Raw genomic sequence first — 22063 nt, 5'->3', positions numbered from 1 at the left:
CAAAGTCGCAAGGTTCTTCATAGTCATACCGCAGCCACTACCACGGCGCCCAGCACCAGCACGGCGCCCACGGCGATCGAGGCGGTGTACCAGCGCAGCTGGCCGGTCTCGGTCTTGCTCATGGCAACGTTGCCGCCGCGAGCGATGCGAGGAATCAGGCCAATGCTGCGGTCCACCGGGTCCTTGCGCAGGACATGGCTGATCAGCAGGTAAGGTTTGACGAACAGCTTGTCGTAGATCCAGTCGAAGCCCCAGGCGGCGAACCACCAGGCCGACAGGACGCGACCGATGCCGCTGTTGGCCACGGCGCTGACGAAGCGGCGCTGGCCCAGGAACAGCAGGGCCGACAGCAGGATACCGGCGATGGCGATGGCACCGGAGGTGATCTCCAGCGCATGCTTGGCTTCGCCACCGGCGTGGCCTGCACTTTCCGGCAGCACGCCTGCCAGTGGTGGGGTGATCCAGGCGCCGACGAAGGTCGACAGCACGATCAGCACGCCCAGCGGCAGCCAGTGGCTGATGCCGTGGCCAGCGTGGGCTTCGGTCTTGGCTTCGCCGTGGAAGGCGATGAAGATCAGGCGGAAGGTGTACAGCGAGGTCATGAACGCACCGACCAGGCCGGCGTACAGCAGCCCGGTGTTGCCGCTGGCGAAGGCTTCCCAGAGGATTTCGTCCTTGGAGTAGAAGCCCACGGTCACGATTGGCAGGGCTGCCAGGGCAGCACCACCGACCACGAAGCTGGCGTAGGCCAGCGGCAGCTTCTTCCACAGGCCGCCCATCTTGAAGATGTTCTGCTCGTGGTGGCAGGCAACGATCACCGCACCCGAGGCAAGGAACAGCAGGGCCTTGAAGAAGGCGTGGGTCATCAGGTGGAAGATCGCCGCATCCCAGGCACCCACGCCCAGGGCCAGGAACATGTAGCCGATCTGGCTCATGGTCGAGTAGGCGAGGATACGCTTGATGTCGGTTTGCACCAGCGCGGCGAAGCCGGCCAGCACCAGGGTCACACCACCCACCACACCCACCAGGTGCAGGATGTCCGGGGCCAGCAGGAACAGGCCGTTGGTACGGGCGATCAGGTATACGCCCGCGGTCACCATGGTCGCGGCGTGGATCAGTGCCGAAACCGGGGTCGGGCCCGCCATCGCGTCGGCCAGCCAGGTCTGCAGCGGCAGCTGGGCCGATTTACCAACCGCACCACCGAGCAGCATCAGGGTCGCCAGCACCATCCAGGTGTCGCCGGCCTTGAACTTCTGCGGTGCCAGCACCAGCAGTTCCTGCACGTTCAGGGTACCCAGCTGGGCGAACAGGATGAACAGGCCGATGGCCATGAACACGTCGCCGATGCGGGTGACGATGAACGCCTTGAGTGCAGCGTTACCGTTGTTACGGTTGCTGTAGTAGAAACCGATCAACAGGTACGAGCACAGGCCCACGCCTTCCCAACCGAAGTAGATGAACAGCAGGTTGTCGCCCAGGATCAGGAACAGCATGCTGGCGATGAACAGGTTGGTGTACGAGAAGAACCGCGAGTAGCCGGTTTCACCGCGCATGTACCAGGATGCGAACAGGTGGATCAGGAAGCCCACCCCGGTGACCACGCCGAGCATGGTCACCGACAGGCCGTCCAGGTACAGGGTGAAGTTCGGCGCGAAGCCGTCCACCGACATCCACTGCCACAGCAGCTGGCTGTACGCACCGCCCTCAGGCGGGGCGACGTTGAACTGCCAGATGACGTAGGCGGCGGTGGCTGCCGACAGGCCCACCGAGCCAACGCCGATCAGCGCCGACAGGTTCTCCGAGAACCGCCCGCGGGAGAACGACAGCAGCAGGAAGCCGACGAGGGGGAAGACGAAAGTCAGGAAGAGAAGGTTCATCCGCGCATCTCACTGGCAGCATCGATGTCGAGAGTGTGGAAGCGGCGATACAGCTGCAGCAGGATCGCCAAGCCAATACTGGCCTCGGCGGCTGCCAGGCTGATCACCAGAATGAACATGATCTGGCCGTCGGGCTGGACCCAACGGGCACCGGCGACGATGAACGCCAGGGCAGATGCGTTCATCATGACTTCCAGGCTCATGAGCACGAAGAGGATGTTGCGGCGGACCATCAGGCCAACCAGACCTAAGCAGAACAGGATGCCGGCGACGGCCAGGCCATGTTCGAGAGGGATAGCACCCATGATTTACTCCTTCGCCTCGTTGCGGCCCAGGTGGAAGGCCGTGACGGCTGCCGCAAGCAGCAGCATCGAAGCCAGTTCGACCACCAGCAGGTACGGGCCGAACAGGCTGATACCCACTGCTTTCGGGCCCACGGTGGTACCGCTGATGGCCGCGCCGCTTGGCGCGACGAACAGCACGTACAGCAGCTCCAGCAGCAGCAGGGCGGCCAGCAGCACCGGCCCTGCCCAGATGCCGGGCTTGAGCCAGCCCCGTTCCTGGGCCACCGACGCCGGCCCCAGGTTGAGCATCATCACCACGAACACGAACAGCACCATGATGGCGCCGGCGTAGGCGATCACTTCCAGGGCGCCGGCGAACGGCGCACCCAGGGCGAAGAAGATCATCGCAACGGAAATCAGCGAGATGATCAGGTACAGCAAGGCGTGCACGGGGTTGGTCCCGGTCACCACCCGCAGGGTGGAAACCACGGCGATCCCGGATGCGAAGTAGAAAGCGAATTCCATCTTTCTGTCCTTATGGGAGCAAGCTCTTCACGTTGATCGGCTCGGCTTCGTTCTGCGCAGCGCCTTTCGGCTTGCCAGCGATCGCCATACCCGCAACACGGTAGAAGTTGTAGTCAGGGTTCTTGCCGGGGCCGGAGATCAGCAGATCTTCTTTCTCGTACACCAGGTCCTGACGCTTGAACTCGGCCATTTCGAAATCCGGAGTCAGCTGGATCGCGGTGGTCGGGCACGCTTCTTCACACAGGCCGCAGAAGATGCAGCGCGAGAAGTTGATGCGGAAGAACTCCGGGTACCAGCGGCCGTCCTCGGTTTCGGCCTTCTGCAGCGAGATGCAGCCAACCGGGCAGGCCACCGCGCAGAGGTTGCACGCCACGCAGCGCTCCTCGCCGTCGGGGTCGCGGGTGAGGACGATGCGGCCGCGGTAGCGCGGCGGCAGGTACACGGGTTCTTCGGGGTACTGCAGGGTGTCGCGCTTGCGGAACCCGTGGGAGAACACCATTGCCAGGCTGCGCAGCTGGGTGCCGGTGCCCTTAACGATGTCGCCGATATACTTGAACATGGGTCAAATCCTCACTGGGCCGCGACGGCTGGCGTGTTGTAGAGCACGATCGCAGCGGTCACCAGCAAATTGATCAGGGTCAGCGGCAGGCAGAACTTCCAGCTGAAGTCCATCACCTGGTCATAGCGTGGGCGCGGGATCGAGGCGCGCAGCAGGATGAACAGCATGATGAAGAACGCGGTCTTCAGGGCGAACCACAGGAACGACAGTTGCGGCAGGATGCCGAACGGGCCGTGCCAGCCGCCGAAGAACAGGGTCACCAGCAGCGCCGAGATGAGGATGATGCCGATGTACTCACCGACGAAGAACATGCCCCATTTCATGCCGGCATACTCGATGTGGTAGCCGTCGGCCAGTTCCTGTTCCGCTTCTGGCTGGTCGAAGGGGTGACGGTGAGTCACGGCCACGCCGGCGATGAAGAAGGTGCAGAAACCGAAGAACTGCGGAATGATGAACCACAGGTTCTGGGCTTGGTATTCAACGATGTCGCGCATGTTGAACGAACCCACCTGCACCACCACGCCCATCAGCGCCAGGCCCAGGAACACTTCGTACGACACGGTCTGCGCCGAGGCGCGCAAGCTGCCCAGCAGGGCGTACTTGTTGTTCGACGACCAGCCGGCGAACAGCACCGCATAGACCGACAGGCCGGCCATGGCGAAGAAGAACAGCAGGCCGATGTTCAGGTCGGCGACGCCCCACAGCGGGGTGATCGGAATCACGCAGAAGGCGATCAGCAGGGCACTCATGGCCACCACTGGCGCCAGGGTGAAGATCATGCGATCGACGAAGGGCGGGTTCCAGTCTTCCTTGAAGAACATCTTCAGCATGTCGGCAGCGATCTGGAACATACCGAACGGGCCGACGCGGTTCGGACCGTAACGGTCCTGCCACCAGCCCAGCAGGCGGCGCTCGACGAAGCTGAGCAGCGCGCCGCAGACCACCACCGCGAGCAGGACCACCACGGCCCGGACCACGGTGAGGATCACATCGATCACTTCGGGGGTGAACCAGCTCATTGTGCTGCCTCCTGCAGACCTTCGACGGATGCACCGAAGATGGCAGGCGGAATGCCGGCCAGGCCTTTGGGCAGGGCCACCAGGCCTGCGCCCAGTGCTTCATTGATGCGCAGCGGCAGGCGCAGGGCCACGCCAGCTACGTTCAGGCTCAGCAGGGCACCTTCGTTGACGCCCAGGCGGTCGGCTTCGGACTTGGCCAGGGCCACGTAGGCGGCCGGGATGCGCTCTTGCACCGGGGTGGCGCGCGAGGAGTTCTCTTCGCTGCCGAACAGGTGGAAGAACGGAACCGCCGTCCAGGTGCCACGGGCTGGGTTGAAGGCGCCTGGAACGGCGTTGAACCAGCTCAGGCGGTCGCCTTGCGACTCGATCAGGCGCACGCCAGGGTCACCGGCACGCAGGTGGCCGCCGACCTCGTCCTGAAACTTGTTCCAGGCCTGTGGCGAGTTCCAGCCCGGCGACCAGGCGAACGGCACTTGCTGGCGCGGTTCGGCCGAGCCCGAGTAGCCTTCCATGGAGAAGGCGAACGCGGTGTCCTTGTCCTGCGGGGTACGCGGCTCGTGCACGCTGATGTTGGCGCGCATGGCGGTACGGCCGGAGTAGCGCAGCGGCTCACGGGCAAGCTTCATGCCCTTGATGCGGAATGCCGCGCTTGGCGCTGCGTTGACGATGCCGGCCAGTTGCGGGGCGGCTTCGGCGCAGGCGCTGGTGACGTGGTCCAGCTGGGTCCAGTCGACCGGCTTGTTGAGCAGGGTGGCACGCAGGGCGTGCATCCAGCGCCAGCCTTCGTGGACTTGAATGCTGCTGTCCAGGTACTGCGGGTCGAACACCTGGAAGAAGCGCTGGGCACGGCCTTCCTGGCTGACCAGGGTGCCGTCGCCTTCGGCGAACGAGGCCGCTGGCAGCACCAGGTGGGCGCGGTCGAGGGTCGCGGTCTTGGAGTGGTCGGCAACGATCACCACCTTGGCCGCAGCCAGGGCAGCGTCGACCTTGGCGGCCGCTACGCGGGCGTACAGGTCGTTTTCCAGCACCACGATGGCGTCGGCCTTGCCGCTGATTACAGCGTCCAGCGCGGCATCGACGGAGTCGCCGCCGAGCATGGCCAGGCCCAGGCTGTTGGCCTCAGGCACCACCAGGCTCAGCGAGCCGTTCTTCTCGCGCAGCTGCAGGGCCTTGGCGATGTTGGCAGCGGCTTCGATCAGCGCAGGGTCGGCCAGGGACGTGCCCGCTACCACCAGTGGGCGCTTGGCGGCGACCAGAGCATCGGCGATGCGCTGGGCAAGGGCCTTGGCTTCTGCGTCCAGGCCTTCGACGGCCGGGGCGCTCGGGTCGATGGCGTTGGCCACGGCGAAGCCCAGGCGCGCCAGGTCGGCAGGGGCTGCGTGCACGCATTCCTCGGCCACGTCGTCCAGCTTGGTTTCAGCCAGCGAGGCGATGAACAGCGGGTACAGCGCGTGCTGGCCGATGTTCTTCACCGCAGCGTCGAGCCACGGCTGCACTTTCATCGCTTCGGCCATGGCCTCGGCCTTGCCCTTGGTGGCCTGGCGCACGGCCAGGGCAACGCGGGCAGCGGTTTGGGTCAGGTCTTCACCGAGCACGAACACGGCGTCGTGGTCTTCGATGTCGCGCAGGGTTGGCACCGGCAGCGGGCTGTTGTTCAGCACGTTCAGGGCCAGGCGCACACGGGCCAGCTCGCCGGCTTCCATACCGCTGTAGAAGTAGTCGGCGCCCACCAGCTCACGCAGGCCGTAGTTGCTTTCCAGGCTGGCGCGTGGCGAGCCGATACCGACGATGGTGCGGCCGCGCAGCAGGTCGGCGGCCTTGTCCAGGGCGGCGTCCAGGCTCAGCTTGGTGCCGTCGGCCAGGTAAGGCTGGCGCGGGCGGTCCTTGCGGTTGACGTAGCCGTAGCCGAAGCGGCCGCGGTCGCACAGGAAGTACTGGTTGACCGAGCCGTTGAAACGGTTCTCGATCCGGCGCAGTTCGCCATAGCGCTCGCCCGGGCTGATGTTGCAGCCGCTGGAGCAGCCGTGGCAGATGCTTGGGGCGAACTGCATGTCCCACTTGCGGTTGTAGCGCTCGGAGTGGGTCTTGTCGGTGAACACACCGGTTGGGCAGACCTCGGTCAGGTTGCCGGAGAACTCGCTTTCCAGCACGCCGTCTTCGACGCGGCCGAAGTACACGTTGTCGTGGGCGCCGTACACGCCCAGGTCGGTACCACCGGCGTAGTCCTTGTAGTAGCGCACGCAGCGGTAGCAGGCGATGCAGCGGTTCATCTCATGGGCGATGAACGGGCCGAGGTCCTGGTTCTGGTGGGTACGCTTGGTGAAACGGTAGCGGCGCTCGTTGTGGCCGGTCATTACCGTCATGTCCTGCAGGTGGCAGTGGCCGCCTTCCTCGCACACCGGGCAGTCGTGCGGGTGGTTGGTCATCAGCCATTCGACGACGCTGGCGCGAAACGCCTTGGACTCATCGTCATCGATGGAAATCCAGGTGCCGTCGGAGGCAGGGGTCATGCAGGACATGACGATACGACCACGGGTGTCGTTCTCGTCGGTGTACTGCTTGACCGCACACTGCCGGCAGGCGCCGACGCTACCGAGCGCCGGGTGCCAGCAGAAATAGGGGATGTCGAGGCCCAGTGACAGACACGCCTGTAACAGGTTGTCTGCACCGTTGACTTCGAGCGCTTTGCCGTCTACGTGGATAGTGGCCATTGTTCAAAGTTCTTCGTTGGCCCGCGTGAGCGGGCGTGGCTAATGGAAATCGGTGAGCGTGTGGCACGCCACAATCAGGTTGGGCCTGCCAGTACGCTGGCGAGTGGCACGGACCACCCGCCTAATCATCTTGTTATGCGCCGACCACGATCGGCTTGGCCAGGTTAGGGCGCAGGGTGCCAGCGCTTTCGGGCGCCACACCTGCCTCGAACTCCGACCGGAAGTACTTGATGGCACTGCCCAATGGCTCGACGGCACCTGGTGCGTGAGCACAGAAGGTGCGGCCTGGGCCGAGGAAGTTGACCAGCCCCAGCAGCGTCTCGATGTCTTCGGCGCGGCCCTGGCCTTTTTCCAGTGCGCGCAGCATCTTCACGCTCCATGGCAGGCCGTCGCGGCATGGGGTGCACCAGCCGCACGACTCGCGGGCGAAGAACTCCTCCATGTTGCGCAGCAGCGACACCATGTTGATGCTGTCGTCCACCGCCATGGCCAGGCCCGTACCCATCCGGGTGCCGACCTTGGCGATGCCACCGGCGTACATCTGCGCGTCGAGGTGCTCGGGCAGCAGGAAGCCAGTACCGGCGCCGCCTGGCTGCCAGCACTTGAGCTTGAAGCCGTCGCGCATGCCGCCGGCGTAGTCTTCGAACAGCTCGCGGGCGGTGACGCCGAACGGCAGTTCCCACAGGCCTGGGTTCTTCACCTTGCCGGAGAAGCCCATCAGCTTGGTGCCGTGGTCTTCGCTGCCTTCACGGGCCAGCGACTTGTACCAGTCGTTGCCGTTGGCGACGATGGCCGGCACGTTGCACAGGGTTTCGACGTTGTTCACGCAGGTCGGCTTGCCCCACACGCCCACGGCGGCAGGGAAGGGCGGCTTGGAGCGCGGGTTGGCGCGGCGGCCTTCCAGGGAGTTGATCAGCGCGGTTTCTTCACCGCAGATGTAACGCCCGGCGCCGGTGTGCACGAACAGCTCGAAGTCGAAGCCGCTGCCCAGGATGTTCTTGCCCAGCAGGCCTGCGGCCTTGGCTTCATCGATGGCGCGGTTGAGGTTCTTCGCGGCCGTGGTGTATTCGCCACGCAGGAAGATGTAGCCACGGTAGGCCTTCAGGGCGCGGGCGCTGATCAGCATGCCCTCGACCAGCAGATGGGGCTGTTGCTCCATCAGCATGCGGTCCTTCCAGGTGTTGGGCTCCATTTCGTCCGCGTTGCACAGCAGGTAGCGGATGTTCATGGACTCGTCTTTGGGCATCAGGCCCCACTTCACACCGGTGGGGAAGCCTGCGCCACCGCGGCCCTTGAGGCCGGAATCCTTGACGCTTTGCACGATGTCGTCGGCGGACATCTCGGCCAGTGCCTTGCGCGCGGCGGCGTAGCCGTTCTTCGACTCGTACTCGGCCAGCCATACCGGCTCGCCGTCATCACGCAGGCGCCAGGTCAGCGGGTGGGTTTCGGCCGTACGCGCGATGCGGTTGGCCGGGCCGAAGGAAGTAATGGTCATACGTAACCCTCCAGCAGTTTGGAAACACCGGCCGGCTGCACGTCGCCGAAGGTGTCGTCGTCGATCATCAGGGCCGGGGCCTTGTCGCAGTTGCCCAGGCAGCACACCGGCAGCAGGGTGAAACGCCCGTCCGCGGTGGTTTGGCCCAGGCCGATGCCCAGCTCGTTCTGGATCTGGCTGACCACCGATTCGTGGCCGCCGATGTAGCAGACCATGCTGTCGCACACACGGATGATGTGGCGGCCCACCGGCTGGCGGAAGATCTGGCTGTAGAAGGTGGCCACACCCTCGACGTCGCTGGCCGGGATGCCCAGCACTTCGCCGATGGCGTGGATGGCGCCGTCCGGCACCCAGCCACGTTCTTTCTGGACGATCTTCAGGGCTTCGATGGACGCCGCGCGCGGGTCCTCGTAGTGATGCATTTCGTGCTCGATGGCCGAGCGCTCGGTTTCGCTCAGGGCGAAACGGTCTGTCTGGATAAGCGTGCTGTTCATGCTTAGCGGTCCACGTCAGCCATAACGAAGTCGATACTGCCCAGGTACGCAATGAGGTCGGCGACCATGCTGCCTTTGATCACCGAAGGGATCTGCTGCAGGTGCGGGTAGCTCGGGGTACGGATCCGGGTGCGGTAGCTCATGGTGCCGCCATCGCTCGTCAGGTAGTAACTGTTGATGCCCTTGGTCGCCTCGATCATCTGGAACGACTCGTTGGCCGGCATCACCGGGCCCCACGAGACTTGCAGGAAGTGCGTGATCAGGGTTTCGATGTGCTGCAGGGTGCGCTCTTTCGGCGGCGGCGTGGTCAGCGGGTGGTCCGCCTTGTACGGGCCTTCCGGCATGTTGCGCAGGCACTGGTCGATGATGCGGATACTCTGGCGCATCTCCTCGACACGGACCATGCAGCGGTCGTAGGCATCGCCGTTGTGGGCCAGCGGTACTTCGAACTCGAAATTCTCGTAGCCGGAGTAGGGGCGGGCTTTACGCAGGTCGAAGTCGCAACCGGTGGAACGCAGGCCGGCACCGGTGGTGCCCCATTCCAGGGCTTCCTTGGTGTTGTACGCGGCAACGCCGATGGTACGGCCCTTGAGGATGCTGTTCTGCAGGGCCGCCTTGGTGTATTCGTCCAGGCGCTTGGGCAGCCATTCGACGAAGTCCTTGACCAGCTTGTCCCAGCCGCGCGGCAGGTCGTGGGCGACGCCACCGATGCGGTACCAGGCCGGGTGCAGGCGGAAACCGGTGATCGCCTCGATCACGGTGTAGGCGCGCTGGCGGTCGGTGAAGGTGAAGAACACCGGGGTCATGGCGCCAACGTCCTGGATGTAGGTACCCAGGAACAGCAGGTGGCTGGTGATGCGGAAGAACTCGGCCAACATGATGCGGATCACGTCGACCTTCTGCGGCACCTGGATGCCGGCCAGCTTCTCCACCGCGAGCACGTACGGCAGGTTGTTCATCACCCCGCCGAGGTAGTCGATACGGTCGGTGTAGGGGATGAAGCTGTGCCAGGACTGGCGCTCGGCCATTTTTTCGGCGCCACGGTGGTGGTAGCCGATGTCGGGCACGCAGTCGACGATCTCTTCACCGTCCAGCTGCAGCACGATACGGAAGGCGCCGTGGGCCGAAGGGTGGTTCGGGCCCAGGTTGAGGAACATGTAGTCCTCGTTGGCGCCGTGGCGCTTCATGCCCCAGGCTTCAGGGTTGAAACGTGCCGATTCCTCTTCGAGCTGCTGCTTGGCCAGGGTCAGGCTGTAGGGGTCGAACTCGGTGGCGCGGGCCGGGTAGTCCTTGCGCAGCGGGTGGCCTTCCCAGGTGGGCGGCATCATGATGCGGCTCAGGTGCGGGTGGCCGGCGAAGTCGATGCCGAACATGTCCCACACTTCGCGCTCGTACCAGTTGGCGTTCGGCCAGATACCGGTCACGGTCGGCAGGTTCAGGTCGCCTTCGCTGAGCGACACCTTGATCATCACGTCGCTGTTACGCTCGACCGACAGCAGGTGGTAGAACACGCTGAAGTCGGCGGCTGGCAGGCCACGGCGCTGGGTGCGCAGGCGTTCGTCGACGCCGTGCAGGTCGTACAGCATGCTGTATGGCTTGGCCACGCCACGCAGGAAGCTCAGCACTTCCTTGAGCTGGGCGCGCTTGACCCACAGCACGGGCATGCCGGTGCGGGTTTCCTGGGCGACGAATGCGTCGGCGCCAAAACGGTTGTGCAGTTCGACGACCACATCCTGGTCGTCTGCCTTGTAGGGCGGAATGAAAATAGCGTTGTCCGCTGTCATGGTCTCGGTCGCTTCGGGTCAGCGTTAAGAATGAAGCCAGGCCGCCGGCTCCTTGGGGAGCGGGCGGCAGGTCGCTGGATCAGACTTCGTCGGGGCTGCGCAGGTTGGTTACCGCAATGCGCTGTTCACGACGCAGGTCTTTCTGGGCTGGCATCTCGGCACGGTAGATGCCTTGATCACCAACAACCCAGGAAAGCGGGCGTCGTTCTTGGCCGATCGACTCCTGCAGCAGCATCAAGCCTTGCAGGAAAGCCTCAGGGCGTGGCGGGCAGCCAGGCACGTAGACGTCCACGGGGAGGAACTTGTCGACCCCCTGAACGACCGAGTAGATGTCGTACATGCCACCGGAGTTGGCGCACGACCCCATGGAGATGACCCACTTCGGCTCAAGCATCTGCTCGTACAGGCGCTGAATGATCGGCGCCATTTTGACGAAGCAGGTACCGGCGATGACCATGAAGTCGGCCTGGCGCGGCGAAGCCCGGATGACTTCGGCGCCGAAGCGGGCGATGTCGTGGGGCGCCGTGAAGGCCGTGGTCATTTCCACGTAGCAGCAGGACAGGCCGAAGTTGTACGGCCAGAGGGAGTTCTTGCGCCCCCAGTTGACCGCGCCACGCAGCACATCTTCGAGTTTCCCCATATAGATGTTCTTGTGGACCTGGTCCTCCAGCAGTTGGTCGGTGACGGTTTCCCGATCACCTACCGGGTACTGCTCGTTGGGCGCATCCGGATCGATTCTGGTGAGATTGTATTGCATTGCCAAAGCCTCATTGTTTCAGCTTCGCTTGCCGCTTGCGGCGACCTTCGGGGGCCCAGTCAAGGGCTCCGACGCGCCAAAGGTAGACAAGACCTGCCAACAGAATTGCTATGAAAACGAGTGCTTCGACGAATCCGGTCCAGCCGCTTTCGCGGACGGACACAGACCATGCATACAGGAAGAGGGCTTCGATATCGAAGATCACGAACAGCATCGCGACCAGATAGAATTTGGCGGACAGGCGCAGGCGGGCGCTGCCGACGGGCAGCATGCCGGATTCGAAGGGTTCGTTCTTGGCGCGGCCCCAGGCCTTGCTACCGAGCAGGCTGGAGAGGCCGAGCATGAAGGCACACAGGCCGACGACACCCAGGAGGAAGATGGCAAAGCCCCAGTTGTGGGCGATGAGTCCTGCCGAATCGGACATGCTAGAAATCCTTATACAGAGACCCAGCTCTGCAGTCTGAAATAAGTAGAGCGGCGACGTGGTGTCGCAGGTGCAGTGACCAAATGTCGCAGCTGAATCAATCGGGCTGATTTTATGGGTAAACCCGGTGCAAGTAAATTTTCCGTTGCAAATTTATTCGTAGGATTAAGAACAAAAGGGCCGCGTAACTGGCTGAAAGCCTTGAGATTCGGGCATTGCGAACGGTTTTGTTAATTATGTTTCTTGCGACTGGTAACGAATTACAAGTTGCGTAATGATAATTAATATCATTTGACCTGATGCCTTCTAATTGGGCTGTTCTGCCGCTTGTAAAGTTCATCTGGCGATTTCCCCTACTTGCAAATGCGAAAGAATCTTGTTGTAGCAGCTTTTGCGCGCGTGCGTACCGCTCTGGGTCAATGCTTTGGTGGTTGGGGTGAAGCATAGACGTGATCTGGCGTCATGGCCTGCGGGTGTCCGGCATGACAGGTTTGGCGCCTGTGAGATCGAGCGCCGCCCGCGCGGCGCATCGCGAGCTGCGCTCGCTCCTACAGAGGACCGCGCGCGGTGGCCACATGAACATTGGCCCGAAACAGACGTAGGAGCGAGCGCAGCTCGCGAAGCGCCGCGCGGGCGGCGCTCGATCTCCCCGGCGCTGCACCTCTACCGCCGGGCACCCCACGCCGTGCACCCCAATCCCCACGCAAAAAAAGCCCGGAGCTCTCACAAGCCCCGGGCCTTTCTCGATCAGCTACCCACTATTCAGTGGAACTGCTCCTCCTCAGTCGACCCAGTCAGCGCAGTCACCGACGATGCCCCACCCTGAATCACCGTGGTCATGTCGTCGAAGTAACCCGTGCCCACCTCTTGCTGGTGCGCCACGAAGGTGTAGCCCTTGCTGGCGTCGGCGAATTCCTGCTCCTGCAGCTTCACATACGCGGTCATGTCGTTGCGGGCGTAGTCGTGCGCCAGGTTGAACATGCCGTGCCACATGTTGTGAATGCCCGCCAGGGTGATGAACTGGTGCTTGTAGCCCATCGCCGACAGCTCGCGCTGGAACTTGGCAATGGTCGCGTCGTCCAGGTTCTTCTTCCAGTTGAAGGAAGGCGAGCAGTTGTACGACAGCAGCTGGTCCGGGTACTCCTTCTTGATCGCCTCGGCGAAGCGACGGGCCTCGTCCAGGTCCGGCTTGGCGGTTTCGCACCAGATCAGGTCGGCATACGGGGCGTAGGCCAGGCCCCGGGCGATGGCCTGGTCGAGGCCGGCACGCACCTTGTAGAAGCCTTCGCGGGTACGCTCGCCGATCACGAACGGCTGGTCGTACGGGTCGCAGTCACTGGTCAGCAGGTCGGCGGCGTTGGCGTCGGTGCGGGCCAGGATGATGGTTGGCACGCCAGCCACGTCAGCGGCCAGGCGCGCGGCCACCAGCTTCTGCACCGCTTCCTGGGTCGGTACCAGTACCTTGCCGCCCATGTGGCCGCATTTTTTCACCGAGGCCAGCTGGTCTTCGAAGTGCACGCCGGCGGCGCCCGCTTCGATCATGTTCTTCATCAGCTCGTAGGCGTTCAGCACGCCGCCGAAACCGGCTTCGGCGTCGGCCACGATGGGGGCGAAGTAGTCGATGTAGCCTTCGTCACCTGGGTTCTTGCCGGCTTTCCACTGGATCTGGTCGGCGCGGCGGAACGAGTTGTTGATGCGCTTGACCACGGTTGGCACCGAGTCGACCGGGTACAGCGACTGGTCAGGGTACATGGACTCGGCCGAGTTGTTGTCGGCGGCCACCTGCCAGCCCGACAGGTAGATGGCCTGGATACCGGCTTTTACCTGCTGCACCGCCTGGCCGCCGGTGAGGGCGCCCATGCAGTTGACGAAATCTTTTTCCGGGCGGAAGGACGGGTGGGCACCCTGGGTGACCAGCTTCCACAGTTTTTCTGCACCCACGCGGGCCAGGGTGTGCTCCGGCTGCAGGGAGCCACGCAGGCGAACGACATCGGCGGCGGTGTAGGTACGGGTCACGCCTTTCCAGCGCGGGTTCTCGGCCCAGTCTTTTTCGAGGGCTGCAATTTGCTGTTCGCGTGTCAGTGCCATGGAAATAAACCTCGTCGCATCGATCTTGGGTTAATTGTGCTGATGCTCGGGGCAGATCAGGGGCCTGGCGGCTGTCCTGTCCGGGGGAGTGCGGCAGCGAACGCGAAGGCGCGAGGGGGAAGGAGGTGCAGGCCAGGCGCAAGGGTGCTCCAGCAGTTCGGCTCGTGGTTGCCTTGTGCGGTGCGACGCGATTGCCAGTGCTGCGGTGATGCGCTTCCGTCCCTCGGGACAACTTCTTCGTTGCAGTCGCAATCCCGTCGAACCGCCTTGTGGGCCGTATAGACACGAGGTGCCTCCAGGGGTGGGAGGAGTGCGCCTCGAAGGCCCTTGCCAGGGCCCCTGATTAGCGGGAGCGAGGCCATCATGCCCTCGTGAAAAAGTGCCTGTCAAATGTTTTGTAGTGCTTTTTTAGGCTTACTACATCTTTGGTCTAATGCGACTCTGCGGTCAATTTCAAGGCCTTTGGTCGAGGCCTTGAGTTGCCTGGGATCAGTCCAAAAGGTCGACTTTTACCCGCACTGTCATGTTTTCACCCCGCTGGGTGCTGTAAGTACGGCTTGACGGGTCGCGGCCGGCTTGGCTCTGCTGGTTGTGGCCGGCCAAGGTGATCCACTCACCGAGCCTTCCGGTGATTGTCGTGTCGGTACTTTGCACTTTCACTACATCAGCGCGTTCCTGGCTCATTCGATCGTTATTGGTGCTTATTTGCAGACGAACGGTTTCCCCGCTCAAGCTTGGTGTTACATAGAAACCCTGGGTCACGTTGCGGTATTCGGTGTTGCTCTGGAGGCGCCCGTAGCCGTCCGTACTGGTGCTGGTAATCGGAATGCTCTGGCCCACCTGGATCAGCGCGGGCTGGCCTTCGCTGGCTTGAACCTGCTGCAGGCCGCCCTCGCGGTTGCTGGTGCCGTAGTGGATGACCCGGCCATTGCCGCGGTTGTCCTGGTAGTTGCTGTCATCGTTGTCGACGCTGATCAACAAGCGCTTGGGCGCGGTGTCCAGTTGCTGCAGCAAGGCGCGCAGGTCGTCGATGCGCTCGGCGCTGGCGTTGACGATCAGCTTGTTTTCGAAGGCGCTGACCGTGCCGTCGCGGCCAATGAACGACTGGGCTGCAGGCAGCAGTTCAGCGCTGCTGCGGTGCTGCAGCGGCAGCACCTCGGTGGCGGCCTGGGCACTGAGGCTGGCGGCCAGCAGCAGGGAGGCGAAAAGGGGGCGTAGCGGCATGTCCATGATCTCCGCAGGTGGAATCAACATGATGGCAAATTTGCCGCAGGTTTGCCGGGCCTGGGTCACGGCGCCCGGTTTTTTCCGGTGCCGACACGGCCAATGATGAAACCTTTTTCAGCTTCGCCACTGCCGCTTCGCCTCGGGCTATTCTAGGGGCTCCACTCACTGGAAAAGACAAACCCCATGTCAGGTCCACGAAGTACCACCCCGCGATACGAAGTGCCCGCACCCGCCGGCTAGCTGGTGGTGCGCCCGTGCTTCGCGTCGCCTCCCGCGGCAGGAGCACAGACCATGACCGTAAAAGAACGCAACAACCTCGCTTCCCACTTCACCCCGGCTGCCCACCCAGGGCTTGCCGAAACCTTTGCACGCCTGCACGCCACCCGCCATGGCCTGAGCGAAGCCGAGGCCGCACGCCGGCTGGCCCGCGACGGCGCTAACGAGGCGCTGCACGGCAAACCGCAACCGGCCTGGCTGCAACTGCTGGCTGCGCTGCACAACCCGTTCATCTATGTGCTGCTGGCCCTGGGCGCAATCAGCTTCGTCACCGATTACTGGCTGCCGATTCGGGCAGGCAATGTGGGCGATGCCGACCTGACCAAGGTCGTCATCATCCTCACCATGGTCAGCCTCAGCACCCTGCTGCGTTTCTGGCAGGAGTACCGTTCGGGCAAGGCTGCCAGCGCGCTCAAAGCCATGGTGCGCACCACTGCCACGGTGCTGCGCAGCGAGGCAGAAGGGCAGGACGGGCACCTGCGCGAAGTGCCTATGGCCGAGCTGGTGGTCGGTGATGTGGTGCAGCTGCATGCCGGTGACATGATTCCCGCCGACGTGCGCCTGATCGAGTCGCGCGACCTGTTCATCAGCCAGGCCGTGCTGACCGGCGAAGCGCTGCCGGTGGAAAAGTACGACACCCTCGGCAATGTCGCGCAGAAAAGCGCCGGTGACAGCGATGGCGCCGGGGAGCCGCTGCTGGACAACGCCAATGTGTGCTTCATGGGCACCAACGTGGTCAGCGGGCGCGCCCGTGCGCTGGTGATCGCCACGGGCCGTAACACCTATTTCGGCAGCCTGGCCAAGGCCATTTCCGGCTCGCGCAGCGAAACCGCCTTCGACCGTGGGGTGAACAGCGTCAGCCGCCTACTGATCCGCTTCATGCTGGTGATGGTGCCGGTGGTGTTCCTGCTCAACGGCTTTGCCAAGCATGACTGGAGCGACGCTTTCCTGTTCGCCCTGGCCGTGGCCGTAGGGCTGACCCCGGAAATGCTGCCGATGATCGTCAGCGCCAATCTGGCCAAGGGCGCCGTGGCCATGGCCCGGCGGCGGGTGGTGGTGAAACGCCTGAACGCCATCCAGAACTTCGGCTCGATGGATGTGCTGTGCACCGACAAGACCGGCACCCTGACCGAGGACCGGATCATCCTTGAGCAGTGCCTGGCCGCCGATGGCAGCGCCGACCCGCGGCTGCTGGAACTGGCCTGGCTCAACAGCCATCACCAGAGCGGGGTAAGGAACCTGATGGACCAGGCTGTGCTGCGTCGCACCGCCGAAACCCCAGGGTTCGAGGCGCCGTTCGCCTACACCAAGGTCGACGAGCTGCCGTTCGACTTCATCCGTCGCCGGCTGTCGGTGGTGGTCAAGGACCCGCTGGGTGATCGCCTGATGGTCAGCAAGGGCGCGGTCGAGGAGATGCTGGAGATTGCCAGCCATGTCGAGCTGCATGGCCTGCGTGTGCCGCTCGATGAGCAGCGCCGCAGCCAGCTGCGCGCCTTCGCCGATGCCCGCAATGCCGAAGGGCTGCGCGTGCTGCTGCTGGCAACCCGTGAACTGGGCAATGACTTCAGCAAAGTGCAGTACGCCGTGGAGGATGAACACAACCTGGTGATTCGCGGCATCCTGACCTTCCTCGACCCGCCGAAAGAAAGCGCAGGGCCCGCCATTGAGGCCCTGGCCGGCATGGGTGTGCAGGTCAAGGTGCTGACCGGCGACAGCGCCGAAGTGTGCTGCAAAGTGTGCCATGAGGTGGGGCTGAACCCTGGTGAGCCGCTGCTCGGCCAGGCCATCGAAGGCATGGACGATGCCCGCCTGGCAGCCGAAGTCGAGGTGCGTACGGTGTTCGCACGGCTCACCCCGCTGCAGAAATCGCGGGTGCTCAAGGCCTTGCAGGGTAACGGCCACACCGTGGGTTTCCTGGGCGACGGCATCAATGACGCCCCGGCCCTGCGTGACGCCGATGTGGGCATTTCGGTGGACAGCGCCACCGACATCGCCAAGGAATCGGCCGATATCATCCTGCTCGACAAAAGCCTGCGGGTGCTGGGCGACGGTGTGCTGCAAGGGCGGGAAACCTTCGGCAACATCATGAAGTACCTGTGCATGACCGCCAGCTCCAACTTCGGCAACGTGTTCTCGGTGCTGGTGGCCAGTGCGTTCATCCCGTTCCTGCCGATGCTGGCCATCCAGCTGCTGCTGCAGAACCTGATGTACGACGCTTCGCAGCTGGCCTTGCCATGGGACCGCCTGGATGGCGACTTCCTGGTTGAGCCGCGCAAATGGGATGCCCGTAACATTGGCCGCTTCATGCTCTGGGTGGGGCCGACCTCGTCGGTGTTCGACATCACCACGTTCGCCCTGATGTGGTACGTGTTCGCCGCCAACAGCGTGCACATGCAGGCGCTGTTCCAGTCGGGCTGGTTCGTCGAGGGGCTGCTGTCGCAAACGCTGGTGGTGCACATGCTGCGCACCCGCAAGGTGCCGTTCTTCCAAAGCCGCGCCGCATTGCCAGTGACCCTGGCCACGCTGCTGGTGATGGGCCTGGGCATCTACCTGCCGTTCTCCTCGCTGGGGGCGATGGTCGGGCTGGTGCCGCTGCCGCTGGCCTACTTCCCTTGGCTGGTGGCGACGCTGGTGGGCTATTGCGTGCTGGCGCAAACCATCAAGACCCTGTACATCCGCAGGTTCGGCCAGTGGTTCTGAGTGAGTAGGGCGCGAGGTGATGGAGAATGCCGCCAGGGTAGCCTGGCGGTGGCCGCTGGCCGACATTTTCCGTAACATCGCGCCCCTTGTTTTTTGCAACGTGCGCTTGCACTGCCGCTCAGGAACCCCATGAAACCCGCCCGACTACGCGCCGACCTGCTCGCCGGCCTTACTACCTCGTTCGCCCTGGTGCCCGAGTGCATCGCCTTTGCCCTGGTGGCCCACCTCAACCCGTTGATGGGCCTCTACGGCGCCTTCATCATCTGCACCCTGACCGCGCTGTTTGGCGGTCGGCCTGGGATGATTTCCGGTGCCGCCGGCTCCATGGCGGTGGTGATCGTTGCCCTGGTGGTGCAGCACGGCGTGCAGTACCTGCTGGCCACTGTGCTGCTGGGCGGCGGGATCATGATCCTGTTCGGCCTGCTGCGCCTGGGCAAGCTGGTGCGCCTGGTGCCGTACCCGGTGATGCTCGGTTTCGTCAACGGCTTGGCGATCGTCATTGCCATGGCCCAGCTGGAGCATTTCAAGGACGGTGAGCACTGGCTGGGTGGTACGCCGCTGTACCTGATGATCGGCCTGGTGGCCTTGACCATGCTGGTGGTCTATCTGCTGCCCAAGCTCACCCGCGCGGTGCCCCCGGCGCTGGTGGCGATTCTCGGGGTTGGCGTGCTGGTGTACCTGCTCGATTTGCCGACCCGCACCCTGGGCGACATGGCCCATATCGCCGGTGGCCTGCCGCAACTGGCCCTGCCGCAGGTGCCGTGGAGCCTGGATACCCTCAAGGTCATCGCCCCGTATGCCGTGCTGATGGCCCTGGTCGGCCTGCTGGAAACCTTGCTGACCCTCAACCTCACCGATGAAATCACCGAAAGCCGAGGCTTTCCGGACCGCGAGTGCGTGGCCCTGGGCGCGGCCAACCTGGTGTCTGGCTTGTGCGGTGGCATGGGCGGCTGCGCGATGATCGGCCAGACCGTGATCAACCTCAGCTCCAATGGCCGGGGCCGGTTGTCTGGCGTGGTGGCCGGGGTGATGATCCTGCTGTTCGTGCTGTTCCTGTCGCCGCTGATCGAGCGCATACCGTTGGCGGCGCTGGTGGGGGTGATGTTCGTGGTGGCCCAGCAGACCTTTGCCTGGGCGTCGTTGCGGGTGCTGCACAAGGTGCCGGTGAGCGATGTGCTGGCGATCGTGGCGGTCACCGTGGTCACGGTGTTTACCGACCTGGCCACGGCGGTGCTGTTCGGCATCGTTATCGCGGCGGTGAATTTTGCCTGGCAGCATGCCCGTGAGCTGTATGCCGACAGCCATGAAGACGGCGAGGGGGGCAAGCATTACCAGGTACATGGCACGCTGTTCTTTGCCTCGACCACGCCGTTTCTGAATCAGTTCGACCCGGCGGGCGACCCGGCCAAGGTGACCCTGGACTGCCAGCACCTGAGCTTTGTCGATTATTCGGCGATCGCTGCGTTGAAGACCTTGCGCGAGCGTTATGCCAAGGCGGGCAAGCATTTGCGCGTGGTGCATTTGTCGGAGCGTTGCAAGAAGCTGCTTAAACGGGCGGGTGAGCAGCATTGAACCTGTTTCGGCCCTGATCGCGAGCTGCGCTCGCTCCTACCGAGAGGGCGCGATCCCCGTAGGAGCGAGCGCAGCTCGCGATCAGGGCCCTCAGCCGCCTCACTCCCCGCGGTTCTTCTTGACGATGCCATCGGCAATGCTCGCCGGGGCCTCGGCATAGCGGGTGAACTCCATCGAGAAGCTGGCCCGCCCCTGGGTCATCGAACGCATCGAGGTGGCATAGCCGAACATCTCGCCCAGCGGCACCTCGGCGCGGATCACCTTGCCGGCAGGGGTTTCGTCGCCATCCTGGATCATCCCCCGACGCCGGCTCAGGTCGCCGAGAATGTCGCCCTGGTACTCCTCGGGCGTTACCACCTCCACCTTCATCACCGGCTCCAGCAGCACTGCGCCGCCTTTTTGCGACAACTGCTTGGTGGCCATGGAGGCGGCGATCTTGTAGGCCATTTCGTTGGAGTCGACGTCGTGGTAGGAGCCGTCGTACACCGCCGCCTTCAGGTTGATCAGCGGGTAGCCGGCCAGCACGCCGTTCTTCATCTGCTCCTCGATGCCCTTCTGAATCGCCGGAATGTACTCGCGCGGCACCACGCCGCCGACGATCTCGTTGATGAACTCCAGGCCTTCCTTGCCTTCATCACCGGGGGCGAAGCGAATCCAGCAGTGACCATACTGGCCACGGCCGCCGGACTGGCGAACGAAGCGGCCTTCGATTTCGCAGGTGTTGCGGATTTTCTCGCGGTAAGCCACCTGCGGCTTGCCGATATTGGCCTCGACGTTGAATTCGCGGCGCATGCGGTCAACGATGATGTCCAGGTGCAGCTCGCCCATGCCCGAAATGATGGTCTGGCCGGTTTCTTCGTCGGTGCGCACGCGGAAGGATGGGTCTTCCTGGGCCAGCTTGCCCAGGGCGATGCCCATTTTTTCCTGGTCGGCCTTGGTCTTGGGCTCCACGGCCACGGAAATCACCGGGTCGGGGAAATCCATGCGTTCGAGGATGATCGGCTTGTCCATGTCGCACAGGGTGTCGCCGGTGGTGACATCCTTCATGCCGATCAGCGCGGCGATATCGCCGGCGCACACGTCCTTGATCTCGGCGCGCTGGTTGGCGTGCATCTGCACCATGCGGCCGATGCGTTCCTTCTTGCCCTTGACCGAGTTGAGCACCGCATTGCCTGAGCTGAGTACGCCGGAATACACCCGGGCGAAGGTCAGGGTGCCGACGAAGGGGTCGGTGGCGATCTTGAACGCCAGCGCGGAGAACGGCTCCTTGTCGTCGGCGTGGCGCTCCAGGTGCTTGTCTTCGTCGTCCGGGTCGGTGCCCTTGATCGCCGGGATTTCCGAGGGTGCCGGCAGGTAGTCGATGACCGCGTCGAGCATCAGCGGCACGCCCTTGTTCTTGAACGAGGAGCCAAGGATGGTGGGCACGATTTCGTTGGCGATGGTGCGCTGGCGCAGGGCCGCCTTGATCTCCTCGACGCTCAGCTCCTCGCCTTCGAGGAACTTCTCGGTCAGCGCGTCATTGGCCTCGGCCGCAGCCTCGACCATGTGCGCCCGCCACTCGTCGGCCAGCGCCTGCAGCTCGGGCGGGATGGCTTCCTCGCGGTAGCTGGTGCCTTGGTCGGCGTCGTTCCAGTAGATGGCCTTCATCTTCACCAGGTCGATCTGGCCGATGAAGTTTTCCTCGCTGCCGATGGCCAGCTGGATCGGCACCGGGTGGTGGCCCAGGCGCTGGTCGATCTGGCGCACCACGCGCAGGAAGTCGGCACCCTGGCGGTCCATCTTGTTGATGTAGGCCAGGCGCGGCACATGGTACTTGTTGGCCTGCCGCCACACCGTCTCGGACTGCGGTTCGACCCCGTCGGCGCCGCTGAATACCACCACCGCGCCGTCGAGCACGCGCAGCGAGCGCTCCACCTCGATGGTGAAGTCGACGTGGCCGGGGGTGTCGATGATGTTGAAGCGGTACTTGTCGGCAAACTGCTTGGTCGAGCCTTGCCAGAACGCCGTGGTCGCTGCCGAGGTGATGGTGATGCCGCGCTCTTGCTCCTGGGCCATCCAGTCCATGGTCGCGGCGCCGTCGTGCACCTCGCCCATCTTGTGGTTGACCCCGGTGTAGAACAGGATGCGCTCGGTGGTGGTGGTCTTGCCGGCGTCCACGTGGGCGACGATGCCGATATTGCGGTACAGCTCGATGGGCGTTGTGCGGGCCATGGCAGGCTACCTGCGGCGGTGCGGATTCTCCCACGGTAGCAGAGCGGGAGAATCTTGCCC

General features: G+C 63.8%; 16 protein-coding genes. 2 read left to right on the top strand and 14 right to left on the bottom strand.

Annotated features, from left to right (window positions below; all coding sequences use genetic code 11):
* Nucleotides 1-23 precede the first annotated feature (23 nt).
* The 13 genes from nuoL to F3J44_RS27835 all read right to left on the bottom strand — a co-directional run bounded on the left by nuoL (nt 24) and on the right by F3J44_RS27835 (nt 15241).
* Nucleotides 24-1877 carry an NADH-quinone oxidoreductase subunit L gene (gene nuoL / locus F3J44_RS27895; RefSeq protein WP_167069937.1) on the bottom strand — a complete coding sequence of 618 codons (1854 nt, stop codon included), beginning with the start codon at nt 1875-1877 and terminating at the stop codon, nt 24-26.
* On the bottom strand, nt 1874-2182 hold the full coding sequence (nuoK, locus tag F3J44_RS27890; RefSeq protein WP_167069935.1) for an NADH-quinone oxidoreductase subunit NuoK: 309 nt from the start codon (nt 2180-2182) through the stop codon (nt 1874-1876). Before nuoK ends, nuoL begins: the two co-directional genes overlap by 4 nt.
* Before the next feature lie 3 nt (nt 2183-2185).
* Entirely contained in the window at nt 2186-2686 is a 501-nt protein-coding gene (nuoJ, locus tag F3J44_RS27885; protein ID WP_167069933.1) for an NADH-quinone oxidoreductase subunit J, read from the bottom strand.
* A gap of 10 nt (nt 2687-2696) precedes the next feature.
* Nucleotides 2697-3245 carry an NADH-quinone oxidoreductase subunit NuoI gene (gene nuoI, locus F3J44_RS27880; protein WP_016488223.1) on the bottom strand — a complete coding sequence of 183 codons (549 nt, stop codon included), beginning with the start codon at nt 3243-3245 and terminating at the stop codon, nt 2697-2699.
* An 11-nt stretch (nt 3246-3256) separates the two neighbouring features.
* Entirely contained in the window at nt 3257-4264 is a 1008-nt protein-coding gene (nuoH, locus tag F3J44_RS27875) for an NADH-quinone oxidoreductase subunit NuoH (protein WP_027920602.1), read from the bottom strand.
* Entirely contained in the window at nt 4261-6975 is a 2715-nt protein-coding gene (nuoG, locus tag F3J44_RS27870) for an NADH-quinone oxidoreductase subunit NuoG (RefSeq protein ID WP_167069931.1), read from the bottom strand. Before nuoG ends, nuoH begins: the two co-directional genes overlap by 4 nt.
* 133 nt (nt 6976-7108) lie before the next feature.
* Entirely contained in the window at nt 7109-8470 is a 1362-nt protein-coding gene (gene nuoF / locus F3J44_RS27865; RefSeq protein ID WP_167069929.1) for an NADH-quinone oxidoreductase subunit NuoF, read from the bottom strand.
* On the bottom strand, nt 8467-8964 hold the full coding sequence (gene nuoE, locus F3J44_RS27860; RefSeq protein ID WP_161892702.1) for an NADH-quinone oxidoreductase subunit NuoE: 498 nt from the start codon (nt 8962-8964) through the stop codon (nt 8467-8469). Before nuoE ends, nuoF begins: the two co-directional genes overlap by 4 nt.
* Before the next feature lie 2 nt (nt 8965-8966).
* On the bottom strand, nt 8967-10748 hold the full coding sequence (gene nuoC, locus F3J44_RS27855; protein ID WP_167069927.1) for an NADH-quinone oxidoreductase subunit C/D: 1782 nt from the start codon (nt 10746-10748) through the stop codon (nt 8967-8969).
* Nucleotides 10749-10827: 79 nt separating this feature from the next.
* Entirely contained in the window at nt 10828-11505 is a 678-nt protein-coding gene (locus tag F3J44_RS27850; RefSeq protein ID WP_029614113.1) for an NADH-quinone oxidoreductase subunit B family protein, read from the bottom strand.
* A gap of 10 nt (nt 11506-11515) precedes the next feature.
* Entirely contained in the window at nt 11516-11929 is a 414-nt protein-coding gene (locus tag F3J44_RS27845) for an NADH-quinone oxidoreductase subunit A (protein WP_011534614.1), read from the bottom strand.
* 762 nt (nt 11930-12691) lie between these two features.
* A complete protein-coding gene (gene aceA / locus F3J44_RS27840) occupies nt 12692-14017 on the bottom strand; it encodes an isocitrate lyase (RefSeq protein ID WP_167069925.1) in 1326 nt (441 codons plus the stop codon).
* Nucleotides 14018-14506: 489 nt separating this feature from the next.
* Nucleotides 14507-15241 carry a secretin N-terminal domain-containing protein gene (locus F3J44_RS27835; RefSeq protein WP_167277689.1) on the bottom strand — a complete coding sequence of 245 codons (735 nt, stop codon included), beginning with the start codon at nt 15239-15241 and terminating at the stop codon, nt 14507-14509.
* Between the two features lie 294 nt (nt 15242-15535).
* Here F3J44_RS27835 and mgtA point away from each other — a divergent pair, with 294 nt between their 5' ends.
* A complete protein-coding gene (gene mgtA, locus F3J44_RS27830; RefSeq protein ID WP_167277687.1) occupies nt 15536-18220 on the top strand; it encodes a magnesium-translocating P-type ATPase in 2685 nt (894 codons plus the stop codon).
* A 129-nt stretch (nt 18221-18349) separates the two neighbouring features.
* Nucleotides 18350-19792: a SulP family inorganic anion transporter gene (locus F3J44_RS27825; RefSeq protein WP_167069919.1), complete on the top strand. Its 1443-nt coding sequence runs from the start codon at nt 18350-18352 to the stop codon at nt 19790-19792.
* A gap of 99 nt (nt 19793-19891) precedes the next feature.
* Here F3J44_RS27825 and fusA read toward each other — a convergent pair whose 3' ends face one another.
* The gene (fusA, locus tag F3J44_RS27820) at nt 19892-22003 is read right to left on the bottom strand and encodes an elongation factor G (RefSeq protein ID WP_167069917.1); all 2112 of its coding nucleotides are present in this window, start codon (nt 22001-22003) and stop codon (nt 19892-19894) included.
* Nucleotides 22004-22063 lie beyond the last annotated feature (60 nt).

The organism is Pantoea sp. Tr-811 (assembly GCF_011752535.1).
GTDB lineage: Bacteria > Pseudomonadota > Gammaproteobacteria > Pseudomonadales > Pseudomonadaceae > Aquipseudomonas.
Note: the sequence above shows the minus strand (reverse complement) of the source record. Positions and strands in the feature narration are given on the sequence as shown.